General features: G+C 50.6%; 17 protein-coding genes. All 17 read right to left on the bottom strand.

All coding sequences use genetic code 11. The features are described 5' to 3' along the window. Positions 1-305, bottom strand: a 305-nt coding sequence (locus OXH16_00005) for a sulfatase-like hydrolase/transferase (protein ID MCY3679747.1), incomplete at its 3' end; no start/stop codon positions are given. 90 nt (positions 306-395) lie between these two features. Next, positions 396-3,605 carry an efflux RND transporter permease subunit gene (locus OXH16_00010; GenBank protein ID MCY3679748.1) on the bottom strand — a complete coding sequence of 1,070 codons (3,210 nt, stop codon included), beginning with the start codon at positions 3,603-3,605 and terminating at the stop codon, positions 396-398. Beyond that, the gene (locus OXH16_00015; protein MCY3679749.1) at positions 3,602-4,765 is read right to left on the bottom strand and encodes an efflux RND transporter periplasmic adaptor subunit; all 1,164 of its coding nucleotides are present in this window, start codon (positions 4,763-4,765) and stop codon (positions 3,602-3,604) included. The genes OXH16_00010 and OXH16_00015 overlap by 4 nt, the downstream gene beginning before the upstream one ends. A 19-nt stretch (positions 4,766-4,784) precedes the next feature. Then, the gene (locus tag OXH16_00020) at positions 4,785-5,597 is read right to left on the bottom strand and encodes a hypothetical protein (protein ID MCY3679750.1); all 813 of its coding nucleotides are present in this window, start codon (positions 5,595-5,597) and stop codon (positions 4,785-4,787) included. A gap of 212 nt (positions 5,598-5,809) precedes the next feature. Next, the gene (locus OXH16_00025; GenBank protein ID MCY3679751.1) at positions 5,810-6,790 is read right to left on the bottom strand and encodes an RNA polymerase sigma factor RpoD/SigA; all 981 of its coding nucleotides are present in this window, start codon (positions 6,788-6,790) and stop codon (positions 5,810-5,812) included. A 221-nt stretch (positions 6,791-7,011) separates the two neighbouring features. Beyond that, positions 7,012-7,464, bottom strand: coding sequence for a 6-carboxytetrahydropterin synthase (locus OXH16_00030; GenBank protein ID MCY3679752.1), 453 nt, complete (start codon positions 7,462-7,464; stop codon positions 7,012-7,014). Positions 7,465-7,479: 15 nt separating this feature from the next. After that, positions 7,480-8,199, bottom strand: a complete 720-nt coding sequence (locus tag OXH16_00035; GenBank protein ID MCY3679753.1) for an NAD(P)-dependent oxidoreductase — start codon at positions 8,197-8,199, stop codon at positions 7,480-7,482. A gap of 28 nt (positions 8,200-8,227) precedes the next feature. Further along, positions 8,228-10,216 carry a hypothetical protein gene (locus tag OXH16_00040; GenBank protein MCY3679754.1) on the bottom strand — a complete coding sequence of 663 codons (1,989 nt, stop codon included), beginning with the start codon at positions 10,214-10,216 and terminating at the stop codon, positions 8,228-8,230. Positions 10,217-10,218: 2 nt separating this feature from the next. Continuing rightward, positions 10,219-10,992, bottom strand: a complete 774-nt coding sequence (locus tag OXH16_00045; protein MCY3679755.1) for a phytanoyl-CoA dioxygenase family protein — start codon at positions 10,990-10,992, stop codon at positions 10,219-10,221. Between the two features lie 18 nt (positions 10,993-11,010). After that, positions 11,011-12,354, bottom strand: coding sequence for a glycerate kinase (locus tag OXH16_00050; protein MCY3679756.1), 1,344 nt, complete (start codon positions 12,352-12,354; stop codon positions 11,011-11,013). A 16-nt stretch (positions 12,355-12,370) separates the two neighbouring features. Continuing rightward, positions 12,371-14,728: a GWxTD domain-containing protein gene (locus tag OXH16_00055; GenBank protein MCY3679757.1), complete on the bottom strand. Its 2,358-nt coding sequence runs from the start codon at positions 14,726-14,728 to the stop codon at positions 12,371-12,373. A 211-nt stretch (positions 14,729-14,939) separates the two neighbouring features. After that, the gene (locus tag OXH16_00060) at positions 14,940-15,671 is read right to left on the bottom strand and encodes a hypothetical protein (protein MCY3679758.1); all 732 of its coding nucleotides are present in this window, start codon (positions 15,669-15,671) and stop codon (positions 14,940-14,942) included. A gap of 86 nt (positions 15,672-15,757) precedes the next feature. Beyond that, the gene (locus tag OXH16_00065) at positions 15,758-16,054 is read right to left on the bottom strand and encodes a hypothetical protein (GenBank protein MCY3679759.1); all 297 of its coding nucleotides are present in this window, start codon (positions 16,052-16,054) and stop codon (positions 15,758-15,760) included. 201 nt (positions 16,055-16,255) lie between these two features. Next, positions 16,256-18,799: an ABC transporter permease gene (locus tag OXH16_00070; GenBank protein MCY3679760.1), complete on the bottom strand. Its 2,544-nt coding sequence runs from the start codon at positions 18,797-18,799 to the stop codon at positions 16,256-16,258. A 307-nt stretch (positions 18,800-19,106) separates the two neighbouring features. Then, positions 19,107-19,319 (bottom strand): YgiT-type zinc finger protein, encoded by a 213-nt coding sequence (locus OXH16_00075; protein ID MCY3679761.1) that lies wholly within the window; start codon positions 19,317-19,319, stop codon positions 19,107-19,109. A gap of 65 nt (positions 19,320-19,384) precedes the next feature. Next, positions 19,385-19,966 carry an RNA polymerase sigma factor gene (locus OXH16_00080; protein MCY3679762.1) on the bottom strand — a complete coding sequence of 194 codons (582 nt, stop codon included), beginning with the start codon at positions 19,964-19,966 and terminating at the stop codon, positions 19,385-19,387. A gap of 27 nt (positions 19,967-19,993) precedes the next feature. Continuing rightward, the gene (locus tag OXH16_00085) at positions 19,994-20,191 is read right to left on the bottom strand and encodes a hypothetical protein (protein ID MCY3679763.1); all 198 of its coding nucleotides are present in this window, start codon (positions 20,189-20,191) and stop codon (positions 19,994-19,996) included. Positions 20,192-20,486: the final 295 nt, after the last annotated feature.

A 20,486-nucleotide genomic window follows, 5' to 3' on the forward strand; every position in this document is an offset into this window, starting at 1 on the left:
GTCCAGCCGTGTTCGGATAGGATGTCGGTATAGCAGATTTCGTCCTGGAGATAAGAAGCTGCATCGGGACCCGTGTTGCCTTCGCGGATCCAGTCGTGTACGCCGTGTTGTGAGGGTATGCGACCGGTGAGAAAAGAGGCGCGGCTGGGCGAACACACGGGGATGGTGACAAAGAAATTGTCGAAGCGAATACCCGTGGCAGCAATGCGGTCGAGATTGGGGGTGCGGATTTCTGGATTACCATAACATCCGGCAGCCCAGGGTCCTTGATCATCGGTGAGGATAAAGATGATGTTGGGAGCCATTGGTTATCCTTTCAGTTTTGAGATATGCGTTATAAGTCGTGAGCGCAATGTACACGCATCGAAATAGCTTGTCAATCTTTTGAATTGGGATTAATCGGCAGCGCGATTTATATCTGCGCGGAATGCGCGGCGTTCGCGCCCGATGAGGCGATAAAAGGCGTTGATGATGTCTTCGAGAATATTGTAGCTGATGGGGACGAGTAAGAGGGTGATGACGGTTGCAAAGAGAACGCCAAAGCCGAGGGATATAGCCATCGGCACCAGGAATTGTGCCTGAAGGCTTTTTTCCAATAGCAGGGGCGTGAGGCCGAGAAATGTCGTGACTGAGGTCAAGAGTATGGGGCGGAAACGCACAGCGCCAGCTTCTCGGAGTGCATCGAAAAGTGCGTGGCCTTTTTCGCGTTGTTTGTTGATAAAATCGACCATGACCAGGCTGTCATTGACGACGATACCTGTAAGTGCAACGATGCCGAATACGGAGAGAATAGAGAGATTAAATCCAAGAGCGACATGCCCCCAGACTGCGCCGACGATTCCAAATGGGATGGCCCCCATCACAATTAGGGGTTGGACATAGGATTTGAAGGGAATGGCGAGCAAAATATAAATGATCAGTAAGGCGATAACAAAGCTTTGGGTCAGTCCCTGTAGCATTTCGGCCTGTTCTCTTTGCTGGCCTTCAAAATCGTAGCGCACGCGGGGGTGGTCTGCCAGTATTTGAGGCAAGACAGTGCGGGTGCATTCGGCGATGATTTCGTTTGCATTGGCGATGCTTATATCGACATCGGAAGTAACGTTGATAACTCTCTGGCGGTCGGCGCGCCGGATGGATGCGTAGCCCCGACCGAGTTCGGCACTCGCGGCGATTGAGAAGGGCACTTCGCCTCCGCCGGGCGTGCGAATGCGCATGTCTTCGAGGTTACCCAGAGACCGACGCTCTGATTCGGGATAGCGCACCATCACGCGGATGTCGTCGCGCCCGCGCTGAATGCGTTGCGCTTCTTCGCCGTAAAATGCCTGTCTGACCTGGCGTGCGAGGTCGGCCAATGTGATGCCCAGAGTTTCGGCCTGTCGGGTGAGAGAGAGTTTTACTTCCTCTTTCCCCGGGCGAAATGAATCGGCGATGTCAAAGACACCGGGATAGTCATTCAACGCGCTTTTGAATTTTTCGGCGACTTCGCGCAATTCGCCGTAGTCGGGGCCTGAGAACTGGATATTGATGGCTTCTCCAGATGAAAATAGCGAGGATGAATAGGTCAGTTCGACCGCGTCGGGAATAGCGCCAGTGAGTTCGCGCCAACGTCTGGCAATTTCTTCACTGCCGATATTGCGATTTTCTGAAGGCACGAGTTCAATATTGACTTCGCCCAGATGTGCTGATGAAAATGAGGCGGCATTCCCGGTGGGCGGGCCTTGTGCTGCGCGATAGGGTTGTTCGCCCACGGATGCGAAGACATGGCGAAATACCGAACCCGAATTCTCGCTTTCGATTTCCCGTTGGAGTTGCTGCGCTGACGCCTCCAGGCGGCGCACTGCGGTTTCTGTCACCTCGGCAGGTGTGCCCTGGGGCATAGTGAGCATGGCCGCGACTCTGTCGGCTTCGACGTTGGGAAAAAAGACGAACTTGATCCATCCACCGCCAACGAGACCCACGGTGAGAAAGAGCGTGGCAACACCCCCAGCGAGGGTCAGATACCGCCATTGGAGTGCCCATTCGAGAAAGGGACGATAATAGCGGTCAACAGCGATGAGTAAACCATCGGCCACGCCATTTTGAACGCGTTGCCACAGAGTGACAATGGCGCGTTTGCGCGGGGGATCGCTGTCTTTTTTTAAATCTATTTTGGCGTGCGCGAGGTGTGCTGGTAAAATAAAGAGCGATTCGATGAGGGAAAATATGAGGGTAAGGATAACAATCATGGGAATGAGTCTCATGATTTTTCCCATGCTCCCTTCAACGGTGAGCAGGGGAGAGAAGGCTGCAATAGATGTGAGGATAGCAAAAATGACGGGAACATATACTTCTTGCGCGCCATCAATGGCGGCGCGCAAACCGCGTTTGCCCATTTGGTAATGGCGATAGATATTTTCTCCTACGATGACCGCATCATCTACGACAATGCCGAGCACCACGATAAATGCAAAAAGGGAGATCATGTTGATGGAGATGTCGAAGAAGGGCATCAGGCCGATTGCGCCGAGAAATGAGATGGGAATGCCCAGAGCAACCCAGAAGGCGAGGCGCAATCGGAGAAACATCGTCAGCGCGATAAAGACGAGGATAAAACCCAGTTGACCATTGTGCAGCATGAGTTCCAGGCGGTCATTTAAGATGCGAGAAGAGTCTGCCCAGACGGTGAGTTTGATGCCATCGGGCATGCGCTGTTGTGTATTATTGATATAGGCTTTGACTTTTTCGGTAATGTCCAGAGCATTTTGATCGCCTACGCGATAAATCTGGACAATTACAGTGGGTTCTGCATCAAATTGAGCAGATTGATCGGTTTCTGCAAACCCGTCGATGACTGTGGCGACATCGCCCAGACGAAGGTACGTGCCATCGGGGCGAGAACGCAAGACGAGCGATTCAAATTCTTTGCCTCGATATGCTTGCCCTTTGGTGCGCAATAGGATTTCGCCACCCTGTGTTCGAATGGCGCCGCCGGGCAGATCGATCGAGAAACGCCTCACGGCCATGGCAATTTCGCTAAAGGTGAGGTCGTAACGCCTCAGGTCATTTTCCGAGACTTCGATAGCGATTTCGTAAGGGCGTGTGCTGACGAGATCTACCTGTGTGATACCGGGAATGGTTGCAATGTCGTCTCTGACTTGCTCGCCAATTGTTTTGAGGGTTTTTTCATCTGTCGGTCCCGAGATAGCAACGTTGATGACCTGGCGGCGGTTGGTGATTTCTCGAATGACGGGTTTTTCCGTTTCCACCGGAAAAGTGGTGATGGCATCTACGCGGGCTTTGACATCGTCGAGCAATTTTCGCATATCGGCACCCGCCTCGAGTTCGATGTTGACAACACCGCTGTTCTCCGATGCCGTGGAGGTGATGCGCTTAATGCCGTCGAGACCCAGCACAGCTTCTTCGATGCGTATGCAGATGGCTTCTTCGACTTCTTCGGGAGCAGCCCCTAGATAGATCATGGAGACATTGATCATATCCTGTGAAATCTCTGGGAAGACTTCCATGCGGATGCGGGATACGAGAAGAATACCACCTCCCAGGATCAATACCATCAACAGATTGGCCGCCACGCTGTTTCGGGCAAACCATTCAATGGCATTTTTCATTGTGTACCTCCAGTGCGCACGGTGCGCACGCGCATGCCATCGACGACGGTATCGAGCGGCGATACGCAGAGTTGCTCACCCGATTTTAGACCGCTTTTAACAACGACTTTTTCTGCGTCAGCGCGCAAGATGTCGATGGTTCGATAATAGAGGCGATTGCCCGTGACCACGAGGACGCGATTTTTTTCGCGCAGTGCAGCGCGCGGGATGACCACGACGTTTTCCGCGCGGTGGCCCAGGATTTCTGCCGTGACAAACATACCCACAGCGAATGGCGGCGTGTTGCTATCGCGCTGGCGGTATGGGTTATCTACGCGCCCGACGAGCGCGATCATGCCAGAGCGCGCATCAATTTCACCTTCAATGCGCACAATGCGTCCCATATAGATGTGTTCCCGCCCGGCAAATGTGGCGTGGAAACGCACATCGGGGCCTGAATTATGATGGGGATTATTGCGAAAGGAGAGCGGCAGGTCCAAATAAGCGAGCTGGTCATCGGACACGGGCAGGCGCACTTCGGCATAGTCGATGGCATAAATATGGCCGAGCGGTGAACCCGGGTTGACGTATTGCCCGACATCGGCATTTTTGGTGCGAACGCGTCCGGGATATGGCGCTCTGATTTGCGTGCGTTCAAGGTTGAGATTGGCGCGCATTAATGCCCCTTCGGCAGCGGCAATGGTCGCACGGGCTTCGTCAATTTGTGGCTTGCGCAAGACGAGATCGGTTGGATCTCCATTGCCCAGGCGTTTCCATTCGTCGCGGGCAATTGCGGCTTCTTCTTCTTCGCGTGCCAATCGCAATTTGGCCTGTGCGACCTGAACCTGTGCCTGTGCAACCGCGACTTCGTAATCGCGCGGATCAATGGTGAGCAGGACATCGCCTTTTTCAAAAAATCCCCCGTTGGCAAATGCTGGTGATACTTTAATGATCTGGCCTGCCACTTGTGAAACGAGTGTGGTTTGCGTGCGCGGGGCAACCGTGCCTTGCGCTGGAATAATGAGTTGAAAGTCTGTAAAATAAACGGATTGAACTCGCACGAGCGGCGGGGGCACTTCTGTTGGTTTAGGCTGGACGACTTCTCGGCTTTTGACCAGTGCAAAAGCTCCCAGCATACCGATAATCAGGACAATGATGGGAAGGAGGATTTTGAGTTTCACGATGTATTTTTCTCCTTGTCTATTTGTCTAAAGGAATTCGGGGGCGTTTAAATTCTTTCAAAAAGAGAGAATCGACGGTGGCTTGAAGGATTATGAGTGCTCGCTGCTGGTCGTCGGATTGTTGTAAGAGGCGGCTGGCCATCTGGCGTGCGCTGTTGGCGTTGTCCTGCGCGCTTTTGAGGTCGCTTCTCAGTGCCTTGATCTGGCGATTTTGTACATTTAGTCGCTCGTTGGCGCGGTCGAGCTTTTGTTGGGTGTTTCGCAATGTCTCGCGGTTTTTGGCGTGTTGTGCCTCCTCGCGCTTGAGCCGATTTTGGGTTGATGCGTGAAGTGATTTTTCGGTGTTGAGGCTGTCCAGATAGGCGCGGTGTGCGAGCGTTTCCCGATTTAAGTCGCTTTGTGTGAGGCGCAGTTGTTCGCGTGTAGCGTCGAGTTCTTTGCGGGTGCGTTGGTGATGTGCAATCTCATTGGATAGCTTGCCGCGCACCTCGACTTCAGATCCAGTGAGTTCCGCTTTTTCATTGATTTGGGCCATAAGACGGTCGGTTTGGTCGCCGAGTCGCTCGCGAAAAGCCGTGAGTTCTTGCTGGAACCGCGCCTGGGTATTTTCAAGGGTTTGCTCCTGGCGGGTGAGCGAGGTTTGCAAAATCAGGATCAGAAAAGTGACGACAATGACAGATGCGTAGGCCAAAAATCCGTAGAGCCAGCGATTTTCAAGACGGAAGAAGGATTTTCCTTCAATTTTGTCGCGCTCTGAAATATAAAAAACAATGTACACACCCACGCCGAGCATAATGAGTGTGCCGAGCGTAGAGAGGATGATGATTTTCATAGTTGATTTACCTGTGAGCCAATAGGCGGTGTGCAACTTTCCAGAAAATTTATTTGGATATTGTAAATAGCAAGGTTTTGGCTTTAGACGCAAGTAGAAAGACAGAGGTGTACAACTTCCCTAGAAGCACAAAGAGCGCCGGCAAGTCGCGCCGACGCTCTGATTTTGCTGGGGCTATTTTTTCTGAGACGAGCGGTGTACTATTCCTCGCTTTAACTACAATAGGTCGCAAGCCGTTTGCTATGGGTGGGATGCCGCAGCCGATTGAGTGCCTCTTCTTTGAGTTGGCGCACCCGTTCTCTACTCACCCCCAGTTTGTTGCCTATTTGTTGATAAGTCGCGGGTTTTGAACTGCTGACTTCGGTGCGTTCTGCCGGGTCGCTGAAACCGTAATAGAGATGTAGAATTTGCCGATCGCGATCGGGCAAGGCACCGAGCGCGTTGTGTATATCATTGTGCATCGTGTCTTGAATATAGGCGTCTTCTGGAGACAGTGTTTGGGGATCTGACAGAGTTTCTTGCAGGGTGACAGTGCGTGGTGCAGAGTTTGTGGCTTCATCGTACATTGGCGTATCCAGCGATACGGTGTTGTAAGCCGATTCGAGGGTGTGTGTGACTTTTTTGATGGGCAGATCGGTTTCTCGGGCGAGTTCGTCGGCATCGGGTTGTCGGTCGAGGTGCTGAGTCAGGTCAGCTTCAACTTTGCGCAATTTGTTGAGGTCGTTGACAACATTGCCGGGAATCCGGATGGATCGGGTTTGGACTTCAAGGGCTTTGAGGATGTTCTGTCGGATCCACCAGACTGCGTAAGTGATGAACTTGTAACCTTTTTCGGGTTTGAATTTGCGGGCGGCAGTCATCAGTCCCATGTTGCCTTCATTGATGAGATCGGCCATGGGAAGCCCTTGATTCACAAAATTTTTGGCAACGTGAATGACGAAGCGCAGGTTGCTGGTGATGAGCTTTTCGCGGGCGTGTTCACCTGCCCGCCGAACACGAGCGCTCGCGCCTGGCAGATTGCCCAGGGCTATTTGCTCTGTCAGGGCTTTCTCTTCGTCCGGCGTGAGCAGTGGATGTCGTTCGATCTCCTTGTAGTAATAGGCCAAAGAGGGTTCATCGCCCGCATAGGGTGAGGTACATACTGGGGCTTTGTGAAGAGCCTGTCTGCGATGCTGGTTCATTTCGGAAATCATGTTTCCTCCTTATGGTGTTCTGAGGTCCTATATCGCGTGTGGAACATCTGTCTGATTTGGCCTCAGTTATGGCTGAGCAAGAATATAGTGAACATTTGTTCATAAGTCAAGAAAAAAATAACACAATAAATATTTGTTTATTAACAATTTATTGTGTTATAAGAAAAAATATGTGCAGTATTTTGTGCAGTAAAATAAAAAATACTGTTCAGGTGTATAGATCAGCCATCTACGAGTTCGTATATGCCCGAGTTTTTCATGTTTTCACGGGTTTCAACTTTATAGACCCAGCATCGGTTGTGGGTCATGTCGCGCACGAGTTTGTCGGCATAATCAAAGACAAATTTTGATGACGCTTCCATGCCAACGTTGGGCATAATTCGCAGATCGATCAGTTCCCGGCGGTGCATTTCTTCAAAAAATTCGCGTTCGGGATCATTTTCGTTGATGAGCATTGTGTGGTCAAACATGTGCTCTAACCACGTTTTTAGTTTCTTGAGCTTGCTAAAATCGACGACAAAGTGATTTTCGTCGAGTTCGTCGCAGGTAAAATAAAACGTGATCTCGCGGTTGTATCCGTGAACAAAGCGACAGTGACCGTCGTGGTATCCCTGGCGATGTGCACAGGGCAAATCGCGATAGGTTTTTGTCGATGAGAATTTTCCCTTTCCCATGGGCATCCTTTCTGTTTACGGCCTTTGCGCGGTGCCATCTTGTGGGGTGTAGCCCAATACCTTCCTGGTGCTATCAATTCCGAGATAGGATTTTTTGTGATCAGATACGCCATGTACAATGGCAAAGTCGGTATCTGCTTCCACGCATTTTTGAAAAAGTTGTGCGGTATCTCTGGGGCTGATGAGTATGCTGGGTTTGTCTGGGTCGTAAATTTCATCGGCATTCCATCTCGGGCCGCCCAGGCGCACACAGATGCAGGACAGTCCGTGGGTTGCGGAATATACCCGCGCAAGGGCTTCGCCCCAGCATTTGGTGGCACCATAGACATTGGTGGGAAATACGGGTACATCCCATTCAATGGAGGAATCGCCCGGGTAGCCCAAAACGGCATTGACAGAACTGGCAAAAACAATGCGCTTACAACCGCACAGGTGCGCAGCGTGAAAGGCGTTGTATGCGCCAATAATATTGAGGTCGAGCAAGGTTTCGTAAAAGTCGGCACGCGGACTGCGGTCGGCTGCGAGGTGTATTACGGTATGAATGCCTCGACAAGCAGCTTGAAATTCGTCGAGATTGGTAATATCCATCTGGACAAATTCTTCGTGACCTGCAAGATTTTCAACCGGGTTCACATCTGCAAGCCGAAGGCGATAGGTCGCGCCCCAGTACTGGCGCAACATGCCAGCGACAAAGCCCGCACCACCTGTGATGAGAATGTGTTTTTGTCCGGACATGAGAAACCTTTCTGTAGTAATCCCAGACCTACCATCCATGTGTCCAGTGCCCACCTGTTGGAAACCAGATGAGATCGACAATAGACGAAACGATGACGCCTGTGACATAGCCCACTGGCAGGCCAATAAAATAAGGTGCTGCACGGCGGTACAGGGCAATACCGCCGATACGCAGGAAAAGTGATTTGGCTGCCCAGGTGAGAAAAATGGAGAAGCTGTAGATTCTTGGGCCAGAGGTATTTTGAAAGGCGAGGCCAATCGGGTGCAGGGGCCACCAGGGCAGGCGGCTTCGCAAGCCAATGAGTACTAGCGCTTCAAAGATGCCAATGAACCATACGGCCATTTTATATGGATCAAAGACGGTTTTTTGTTCGTTGAGAATGTGGTTGGTCATGTTGCTGTAGAGGCGGACCGAGGCCGAGTTTGATCGGCCGGAAAATGGGGCTGTGTGCAGATTTTGCCCTCCGTGGGCGTATGCCAGATAGATAATAAAGATGAAGGATGCGAGCAAGCCTGCGGTGAAGGCGAGCACGGCGATACGGGCCATGCGGGCGTTTGGCGTTGCGCCGTGCAATTTCAGATGGTGGGGTAGCGCGGGCCATGCGGGAATGCGAGTGTTGCCAAAGAAGGCGCTGGAGTTGACAAATTCGGTACCCACAAAGTCCGAGGGGGTCAAGTTGGCAGTGCCTGTAAAGGTATAGACCATGCCTCCGCCTTTACCATATATGGGTAGTAGATGGGGAAAACCACTGGCGGCCGTGAATTTGGCGACGGTGAAATATGCCGTGTAGAGTAGCGCGGTTTGCAAGAGTGCAATGGGGATAGACAGGCCCATTGCACTCATCCAGCCGATGATGAAGGTGGTTGCCAGAACAAAGCCGATAAACGCCAGACGGTAGGATATAACGCCGTCGTTATGAACAGACCGTCGGCCTTCTACAACAGCTTGCCAGACGCGAGACAGGTGCCCCCGAGCGGCCCAAACAGACCAGAGTGCCAATAAAACGAGGGCGCCGTGGCTTTCGAGATTGATGATTTCAGATGATTTTGCCTGCTGGTTGGCCAGGCCCAGGGTGAAACCCGTGCGGTCCATAATGCCGAGTTTGACTATGGCGACGAGGCGCAAAACCCAAAAACTGAAGAGGATGTCGAGGTTGCAAAAGTAGGTGAGGCCGACTACTGGAGGCAAGATGCGAAGGTAAATGGGTGGAAAGTCGCGGGCGAGGTCGATTTGTTTGCTTAGATACCCGGCATAGATATTGATGCGCGGCAAGCCGGTGGCGAAATAACCGAGGATATTCCACGCGAAGACGCCAAAAACAGTGAAAAATCCCGCCCAGAAAATTTTGTTGCGAAAAATATCGGGGACGCGCCCGGGTTGATCAAAGCCAGATGTGAGTTCTACGGCAAATTGCGCGAGCGGAAAGGCGAGTCGCTCGTGGTCTTCCCACTGGCGTTGGAAGAGAATACACAAGCACAATCCCGCCGTAAAAACAGCCAATGAGATGGCGGTCCACCAGAATAGGGGTTGCAACCAGCCCACCCAGGGGATGGAACCATAGGGAGGCAATCCATCGTAGAAAGGACGAATGACCGCAGGCGATATATCTGGCAGGGTCCACCAGGGCAAGATGTCAAAGATGATTTCGGTCCAGCGATTTTCCGGTGACGCATAATAGGTGGGCACGGCCATTGTGCTCGTCCAATAAGCTGCCCAACCTTCGAGGGGAATAACGCCCGCGATCCAGGACATGCTGTAGATGACCAGCAGTTCGGTGCCCGAAAGGGCCGCTTTGGGCCAGAAGGTTTTGAGACCGATATTGGCAAATAACCAGAGTACAAAGGGCAGCAACATGGCCATGGGGTATTGCGATTTGACCAGGGATGACGATCCCATCACCAGCCCGGCGTGGTCGGTGTACACGTTGAGGGCAATGGCGGTGAGTGCGCCAAAGAACACGGAGCGACCCGTGATGCGCGAGGGAATGCGTTCTTGTTGGGGAGATGTTGCAGCCATGGTCAGGGCTGGATTCCAAATGCTTTGTTGTAAATATTGGAGACTTCGTTGAGGTTGCCGTAAAAGGCGCGCACTTCGGGGTCTTCGTGGTCGCGCCAGAAGATGGGAGGGATGACGGAGTCATTGGCCAGGTATTTGCGGTCGCGGTGTCCGTAGTAGATTTGCAGGGTTTTGCGGTCTTGGTGCGTCGGTCGCGTGGTGGCTGTGTGTAGTGCCGCGACATTGAAGAGACAGACCGTGCCTGCGGGGCCGTGAATATCGGTGATGCCGCCGCGTTTGAGTTGCGCTTCTTTGTCTTCGAGCGCGGGTTCGTAAACCGATTCGGGGGAGAGTGAGAAGCAGTGAGTGTCTGCACCGACGTCTGTGAGGTAGAGCATGAGTTGGATATAGTCCATTCGGAGTGGATGCTCGTCCCAGTGGGGGCGGTCGCGGTGCCAACTGCGGTGTAGTTCGCCGTCGTAAGGGTGCATGTAACGCGCACCTATTTCGCCAAAACAAACCGGACCACCCATGAGTTGTTCGATTGCAGCGAGGATTTTTGGATGACGGATCACGCGGTCAAATTCGGGCGTGGTGACGAGTGCGTCATAATTGGCTTGCTGGTGGTAGCCATAGGGATGCCAGCGAAACACAAATTGCTCGCGGTCGCGATCAAATAGGGCGATAAATTCGTCGCGCTCCTCATCGGTGAGCAAATCGGTGCGCACGATATATCCATGACGCCGAAAATAATCGACTTCGACTTCGTTGAGGATGGGTTCGGTTAAATTGGACATGAGACATATTTCCCGAAGTTATGCATTTCCGACCATTACCAGCGCGACATCTGCTACATTGGTTCCGGTTGCTCCGGTGATGATCAGGTCGTCCAGTGGTTTAAAAAAGTGGTAGGAATCATTGTTTTTTAAATGTGCGATCGCGGAAAGTCCCAGTGCTTCTGCGCGCGCAATGGTTTGTCCATCGGCTACGGCGCCCGCGGCATCGGTTGGTCCATCGGTGCCATCGGTGCCTCCGCTAAACAGTACGACATTGTCCCATCCTGCCAATTGAATCGCGCCAGAGAGTGGTATCTCTTGATTGCGTCCGCCCTTGCCATCTCCGCGCACCAGTACGGTTGTTTCTCCGCCAGCAATTACGCAGGCGGGCGCCGCAAGGGGCTGTCCAGATGTCACAATTTCTTTGGCAATACCCGCATATACATAAGCGACTTCTCTCGCCTCGCCCTCAATGCACGTAGATAATACCAGGGTATTATACCCCAATTCCATCGCTTTGTTATTCGCCGCCGCCACTGCCAGGCCATTGCTGCCCACCACGAGATTTTGAACTCTGGACAGTGCCGCGTCGCCGGGCTTGGGCGTATCTTCAATATCTCCAGCTAAACCGGCTTGTAGTCGCAGCCGAACACTTTCGGGTATTTTATCGACCAATTCGTATTTGTCCAGGATATCCATACACGTTTTAAATGTCGCGGTATCCGGCACCGTGGGACCAGATGCAATGACATCCATGGGATCGCCAATCACATCTGATAACATCAGCGCGACTACGGTCGCGGGAAAAGCCGCACGCGCTAACCCCCCGCCTTTTAGGCGCGACAGGTGTTTGCGGATGGCGTTGAGTTCTACAATATTTGCACCACAGGCTAACAATAGGCTCGTCGTCTCTTGTTTGTCTGCAAGCGTTAATCCTTCAGCAGGTGCGGGCGCAAGTGCCGAGCCGCCACCGGAAATTAAACAAATCACCAGTGTGTTTTCATCCGCTTCTTCCAGCAGGCGCACCATGCGCCCGACGCCGTCAACTCCCGATTCATCTGGTACGGGATGGCCGCATTCCACTATGTCGATATGTTTTAAGGGCAATGCGTGGTCGTATTTTGTATTCATAGATCCATCGGAGATGCGATCACCCAATATATCTTCCAGAGCTACGCCCATTTGCGGTGAGGCTTTGCCCGTGCCCACGACCAGAATGCGGCGGTAAACACTTAAGTCATAATTTTGATCGCCCACGCGCAAAATATCGCCATCCAGCGATACAAATTGCCGTACGCACTGTTCGGCATCAACTGCTTTGACTGCCGTATCAAAAATCTCACGCGCGTGTGTGCGCATGGTTTCAATGTCGTAAATACGCATTGTATTTGCTCCTGTGCTATTGAGTGACAAATGTCGCTGTCGCGGTTGCCGTCTGACCTGTTGTTTCATCTACAATCGCGATTTCTACGATTTTTTCGCCCGGTTCAGAGCGCGACATATCCAATTCAAGATATCCCGGCTCTTGTGTCTCTGTTCCCACCTGCTCGTATTCGATTGAGACAACGCCCTGTTCGCTCTTTTGTCCGAGCATTTTGCCCACACTACCCAAAATTCGCGCGCCGATGGTCTTTTGATCGCGCGATCGCACCACATAAGATACGCGGTATTTGGTCTGGCCAAAGGCATTGCGTTTTAGGTTGTAAATTTCAAAATAGATAAACACGGGTTGCGTGGGCAAATAGGCTTTTGAAGCTATGGGAATTACTTCGATATCGCCCTTTTGGAACCGGCTCTTGTCGGCCACATTGATGGTGGCGGCGAGTTCCACATCGCTGATTTTTAACTCGTCGTCTATATCGTATTCGGGCACGACGCGGTTGATGTGATACACCTGTGATTTTCTCGAACGGCGATCCAGAACCTGCACGGAGATGCGATAATTTCCTGGTGTTAAAAACAGACGGTCCATCTCCGGCATATATGCGCCAGGCGACTGATCGGCTTCACCCGATGCGCGTAGTACCATTTCCTGGCTGGTGCGATAGACGGGATCGCCCGCCTGATTGTAAACGACAATGCCGCGATCTAATTGTGCGATCTGCACGCCTTCTTGCCCGGCTGCAAAGTGCAACTGCGCGGTTGGAATACCGTAATAAATTTCGAGTGCGGTTAGATCTTCTTGTCCTCGAAAAGCAGATGAGGCGAGATAAAAATCCAATGCGCCCGTTGCAAAGTCGGGGCGATATGTCATCGGTGTAATAGCAGCAACCTGTTTCAAGACGATTTCGGGATGCATGTCCTGCCAGATTCTGGCAATCCGCCCCCTGCCGAGGGGTATATCGGCATAATCCCAGGCTCCCTGGTTTGAGCGCTGTTCAAATACGACCTCTATGCCATCGCCAACATCGGCATAGATCCAGTATTCCCATATCCCGTCCACCGGATATACCGGCCATCCCAAAATGGTTCCACTGGTTACTTGCTGTCGTTCGCCGCGTGCGCCGGGGCTTCGGTCCCCTGTGCGCTGCAATTGCCCGCGCATACCCACCATGCTCGATGCGACCGCGTCGGCCCGCGCTCTGAGCAACCGATCTACTGCTGGCCCCGCCTTTTGAATGAGCCGCTCTTTTACGTCAACCAATTTTTTTGTTCGCTCCAGTTGAATATTGCCCGAATTGCTCACATGGTCGGGTGAGCCATAGCGGATATAGGCTTCGCCGCGCGCGTCCCAGGGAAATCGAAGTGTCCCAAAAAATTCACGCGCATACGCGACGCGGCGATAGTGTTCCAATAACCGTTCATTGGCTTCGGTGACGGGAGCCGGGTCTAAGCGCGACCAGAATGTTCTAAAAACGCGCTTTTTTTGGGGAAGTGTCTCGGTATCGTTATATTCCTTGAGAATGGGACCCGATGCGACGAGATTCAGATCGCAATACGTTTCTTGCTCTTTTTCGGACAACTGTTTGATATAGGATTCAAATAATCGCGCTGATTGTTCAAATGCCTTTGCCCTTTGAAATACCTGCGCCAATTCCAATACGGCGCGACGTTGAAAATCGCTGGCAACCGTTGCAACTTTGAGCAGGTGCTGAAGTGCCTCTCGCAATTGCCCGAGCAATTTCAGATCAATGCCCAGATTCAAGCGCGCGCCGAGGTGCTCAGGTTTTGCTTCTAATTGATCGCGATACGCTTGCACGGCTTTTTCGCGTTCTCCATCTGTGTCGAGCAATATGCCTATGCGATAGTTTGCATTGGGGTGTTTGGGATCGATCTTTAAGACATTGCGATAGGCTTTGAGGGTCTCACTGCTGCCGTAATTTTCCAGGGTTTGCGCCAGGTTATATTGCGCTTCCGAGTACGTTTTGTCTGCTCGATTTGCATCCCGAAAATACGCAATTGCCCGACGTAGTTCGTTCTTTTTGCGGCTATATACCAGCCCCAATCCATTGTAAGCTGGCGCGTATTTTTTGTTTTTTGAGACTGCGGTCTTAAATGCCTTTTCCGCTTCGGACAAATCGCCCTGTTGCAAATAGACATGCCCCAGACCCACATAGGCGGGTGCGTACTTTTCGTGCTGGGCAATCGCAGATTGAAACGATACAAGTGCCGCGTCCAGATTTTCTGCCTCAAAGTGTTTCATCCCTTCACGATATGCTCTTTCTGCCGCGGCAATGGCCTCTGGCGAAGCATCTTTTGCCAGACCATCTGTTGCAGTCAGCGCAATGCACAAAATTCCCATTATTATCGTTTTCATAACAGTACGCCTTTTATCGCATTTTTGATTGTCTGTAAATTTGCTCCATGATACACAAATGGAAACGAAAGCACAAGAGGGCACTAATCGTCGTAAAAAACAAAAAAGCGGGGCTCTCAAAGAGCTCCCGCTTTTTTATTTAGTGCCGGTTGTACGCTAAATCCTTCCCCTCTCCCCTGACGAAAGAATGCGCGCTACAACCGGCTCAAAATCAAGCCGCAATAGGTTGTGCATCGGCTTTGCGCCGGGCGTCTAACCTCGCTTTTATTTTGTGAATCAGTTCAGATGCTTGACGCTTGTCCAATCCACCTTCAATCTGGGTTTTCAATCGCTCGCGTTCTCGCTCGGTTAGCCGCGGACTGCGTCCCAGACTTTTGATCAGATCAATCTGACTTTGCGTAGCGGTATTGTGCGCCGCTTCGACATTGCCATCGGTCTGCGCGGCATCTGTGGCTACCTGTAGTTCATCGACGGAACACATCCCCGTTGCGGTAGCCAAACGCATTGCCCGATTGGTGGCGCGTCGCGTCGCCATTTCGAGTGGGTAATCTGAAAACCGCACAAATCCTTTGAGATTTTTAGGCGTTGTGGTACCGTAATCGACAAAAGGACGCGCAAGCCCATCAACCCACACTTCACCGCGCATTACCACCAGCGGTTCCTCATCTTTCAAGCCCATCATCCGCCGCAATAGGGCGTATTCTTCTTTGGAAGGCATTACGGCCTGTACTGCGAATTTGCCAGCCTTATAGGTTTGCAACATTTTGTACTGCAACCCCGCAGACGTGATGTAGGGATCATTCTGAATGAACACCACAAACTCATCGATTTTCTCGATGGGAAAACCTTCGGACTCTGCTATCTGCTTCTTGATATGGTCGATGGGTTGGGCTGCTGTCGCAGTCATATTTGAGTTATTCGTTTTCATATCTCGCTGGGACATTGCTACCTCTCCTTTGCTTTCGTGGAAATCGGCAATACAATGGGTTATTTATCGCCGAAAATAAACGTGAATATATGGGTTGTGATTTAATTATTGCGGACGCCTAAAGACTCAATAACCTGAAACCAGGCCGATTCGTAATCCGTCAGGGCACCGTGCCACTCGGTGAGTTCCCCTTGCCCCTGAGTCAAATCTCGTGCCAGGGTATCGACGGCTTGCTCGGCGGCTTCGACGCGCGCCAGGGCTTCGGGACGAATAGCATCAAAAGGCACATGCGGCATCTCGGCCTGAATGCGATCGGCTACTTTGAGCAAATCCCGACTCAAATCGGACAATAAAATTTCCCTAATTTCCTGCTCGGTCTGAATCTCAATGCTTGCCATGATTACCTCCTGTCGAAGGATTATGTCTCAACGTTCTATGCACAAAAATACTAAACAAAAGAACAGGTGTCAAGGGAAATTTTACAGTTTAATGGAAAACAATTAAACTTTTTTAAAAAAATAAAATCAATGGGTTATGGTCAATTCTCTCATGACGCCTTATTTGCCCTTATTTCTCAATGAGATCCCAATAATTTTCTCTCATTCATATCGCAGGGCGTGAACGGGATTGCGCTGTGCGGCTTTGAGGGCTTGAACGCCGATGGTGAGCAGGGCTGTTAAAAAGACGAGTAATCCGCCGAGCATAAAGAGGCCCATACCTGCATCGATGCGGTAGGCAAAATCCCGCAACCAGTGTTCGACGCCGTAATGGGCGATGGGCCAGGCGATCAGGTTGGCGATGAGAATAAGTACTACAAATTCCCGGGACAATAAGGCGACGATGTGATGGTTCGATGCGCCGAGTACTTTGCGGATGCCGATTTCTTTGGTGCGTCGGGTAATGGCAAGGGATGTGAGGCCGAGGACTCCGAGGCAGGCGACAAAGAGCGCGAAGAAAGAGGCGTATTGGACAATGGTGCCCCAGCGTTCTTCCTCGCGGTAGAGGCGATCAAAATTTTCGTCGAGGAAGACGTAGTCAAACGGTGCATCGCCCGCAATAGACTGCCACTTTTCAGCCATAAAGGCGAGCGTTTCAGGCATGCGTTCTGGGCGAATGCGTACAAGGAAATCGTCGGCATAGCCGACTGCATCTAAAAATATCACCAAAGGAGGTAGAGTATGATGCAGTGACCGTAGATGAAAGTCATCTACGACACCGATAATTTGGGGATCTTTTATTTGCTGAACTTTTGGTAAGCTATCTCCCGTCGCAAAAGAAGCCATCATCTTCGTCATGGGCAAGGCCGCATTCAATGGTTGTTCCAATTGCGCGCGTTCGACAAATGTTTTATTGACCAGAACAGCCTGTGTTGCATCTGTGCCAAAATCTGGCGAAAAGTTGCGTCCCGCCAATAAATTAATACCCAGTGTATCGAAAAAGTCGTAATCTACGGAAATTTCGGCTTTTTCCACGATTTCTCCATTGGGAAATGTAATATTGCTTTTGCGGGTGTCTGAGTCCGCTTCCAGGTGGGAGAATAAACGCGATTGTGTCACGTTTACGATCTGAAGGTGAAGTTTGAGTTCTCGCTTGAAAAGTTGCAATATCCTATAACGTTCCTGACGATCTTCTAACGAGATCCTCGGTTTTACCAACACGACCTGCGACTCATTCAAGCCCAGATTCTTTTCTTTTAAGAATGTCAATTGCCGAGACATTACAAGGGTGGCGATGAGAAACAAAATTGCAACGACGAACTGACCAACGATCAGGACGCGGCCAGACCAAGACCTGCCGCCGATATTGAATCGGTTCTTCAAAACGGCAATGGGGTCAAAACCCGATAGCACGAGTGCTGGATAGATGCCTGAACCCAGACCTATAACCAATAAGAGCGACAGGCCAAAGAGCAGGCCAGATAGGGAGGGCCGATAATCCAGTGTTAAATTTACCTGTGTCAAAGCATTGAAGGTCGAAAGAAAAAACTCTGTTAGCGCAAGTCCCAACAGCATTCCCACACCCGTGAGCAGCAGAGATTCGCCCCAAAATTGTTTCATCAGTTGAAAACGCATCGCCCCGACCACTTTGCGCACACCCACCTCTCGCGCTCGGGTCGCAGATCGCGCAATGGCGAGGTTCGTAAAATTGATGCACGCCACCAGCAATACGGATAGGGCAATGCCCGCGAGGATATAGGAATATGCGGGGTTGCTCGGTGTTGAAAGTCCATTTGTTATTTCGCGATCAAAATGGATATCCGCAATGGGCTGCAAGTGCAAGGTCAAGTCCTGTTCAAAAAATCTGGGCTTAGACTTGGCCCTGCTTACAGGAGTTGGCGTTTTGTTTGCTTCAACAAATGCATTCAGGACAGGAGCTAAGTCTGACATTTGCACGTTGTCAATTAGTTGTATATAGGTGACATTTCTTCCCCTCGAAAAGACGGGCGGGGCAATTTCTTTGCGTTCGGTTTTGCCGTCTGGTGTCATGATAAATGACGTTACTTTATTTTTAGAAGGAGGACGGCTTGCTTGAGAAAAAATCAGATCGAATTGAATGCTGGAATTTTCAGGAGGATCCTGTGCGATACCCGCGATTACAAAAGTCTTCTCTTCCTCGTTCCAGATTTTGTCGCGGATGCTGATTTCCTGTCCCACAACATTGGTTTGTCCGAAATATTTTTTTGCCGCACTTTGCGTTAAGACAAGATTGTTTGGATTTGCGAGTGCGGTTTTGGAATCGCCGTGAATGAGTGGAAACGTGAATAATTGAAAAAAGTCTTCGTCGGTAAACAGAGATTTCACTTCAAAGGTGTTGTTGCCGTGAGATATAGTGCCTGGGCCTTCATGGATCCGCACAACGTGGGCGAATTGCGGGATGTTATCTCGCATGAGTGGTCCAATTTGATCCGATAGTCGGACATGTATGGTATTGTCTCTTCCGCCAAACATTCCACCAGACATGCCGAGTCGGAAAATGCGATCGGATTTTTCGTGAAATTGATCATAAGTCCATTCGTGCCGCACGTAGAGAAATGTGAGGAGGCAAAACGCAATGCCCGTTGCCAGGCCGAGGGCATTGATCGCGGTGTATGTTTTGTAGCGTACCAGATTTCGCAGGGCTATGGTCAGGTAATTTTTGAGCATGGGACCTCCTTTGATAATTGGAAAGATTGTTTGTGTTTTAATTTAGCGAAAATCGTGCCAAATTTTTTTGGAGATCGATAATTCAAGTAAATTTTTTAGACTATATTTCTCTTTATTTTTTTAAAATGTTGATAATAATCCACTTAATTATTTAAAAAATTTGGGATATTGGCAAAAAATAAAAAATAGCTGGCCTCATAAAAATTTAATTATGAGGTCAAGTGTCCGATTTTGATACAGTGGTGTCCGAAAATGAACACAAAAAAGCCGCCGATAGATGTACCGGCGGCTTTTTTAAGCTGCTTGTTTATACAAGACAGGTCGATTCCGAGTGTTTGTGAAGTACTGGACTCAGTTGCTCGGCGTTGTCGTGTATGCGAGGCGCAAAATAGCGTTCATCACAGGTCGAACATATCGCAAGGGGAATATTGCGAATGGTGACGGTGTGTTTCCCCTTGCCATACATGCGGTCGATTTTGTGGATGTGCGCGTTTTCACGCCCGCAAATGTCGCAGTGCATAAAATGAATTTCTCCCTTTGTTGTTAAAATTTAACAGCTATTGCGCTAACACGTTGTAAGACGTTTTACATTGCCGCAAGTTCCGTGTCATTGAGAGATTCTTGCAACTGGTGTCGCGCGCGATGAAGCCAGGTTTTCAGGGTGCCCATCGGCACGCCGAGTTCTCTGGCAATTTCTGCATAAGATCGATCCTGCACATAGCGCAATCGCACGGCATGGCGATATCGCTGTGGCAGTTCTGCTATGCTTTCTTCGAGTATTTCGCGGCATTCTTTTCGAGACAATGCATCGTCGGGACGCTCTGTATTGGCTGGCTCCCAGCTATCTCGATAGCCGAGTTGTGGATCTTCAATGGTTTGCTGCCACGATCTACGGGCTTGTTTGGATCGCATGTGCGTGGTACACACATTAAGGGCAATTTGCATCAGCCATGTTGAAAACGCAGCCTCCCCACGGAACCCGGACAAACCGCGATAGGCGCGTAAGAAAGTCACTTGCATCAAATCTTCAGCATCGTGTCGATTTCTGGTTCGTCCAATTAATGTGGCGAGAATCCGGGCGTGGTGGCGTTTGTAAAGGCTGTTAAAAGCCCCGGCATCGCCATTTAATGTGCGACGCACCAGGTCCCGCTCTTCTGCGTACTGCATGGTTAATCCTCTGGTGAATGGTTATCACTATTCGTCAATATCGTCAGGCGTTGCGGTAATTTCCCACTCGGTAGGTTCCGCAAGCGAGACCTGAAAAATGTCGCGCAACCCCGTCAGGGCATAGGAACCCGTGATGAGGATAACGACAATCAGAAAGCAGAATCCTATGTTTTTCAGATTTTGCAATTCCTCTTTTCTGCGGAATACATCCTTCCAGGTTTGCATCTATTTTCTCCACAAGTTTATGATTCCATTTGCAGTTATCGGAAATTTGTCCTAAATTATGCGGAACACCGCATGTACTTGTCGGTGTGATCTGGGGTCCTCACGTCGTCCCGCCAAAGACTCGCGTGAGGGCCTTTCTGTTTGTACTGACATCATCATATCAGATCTCCTTTCTCTGATGAAGGGAAGAAATGGTGAGCCAGGTATTGTGTTTACCAAGCGTTTGTTAAATAATCATAGTGCCTCCTTTGAAAAAAAGGGCCACCGCGTCTCGTTTGCGCTGTGGCCATTAAAA

The organism is Gemmatimonadota bacterium, assembly GCA_026705765.1.
GTDB lineage: Bacteria > Latescibacterota > UBA2968 > UBA2968 > UBA2968 > VXRD01.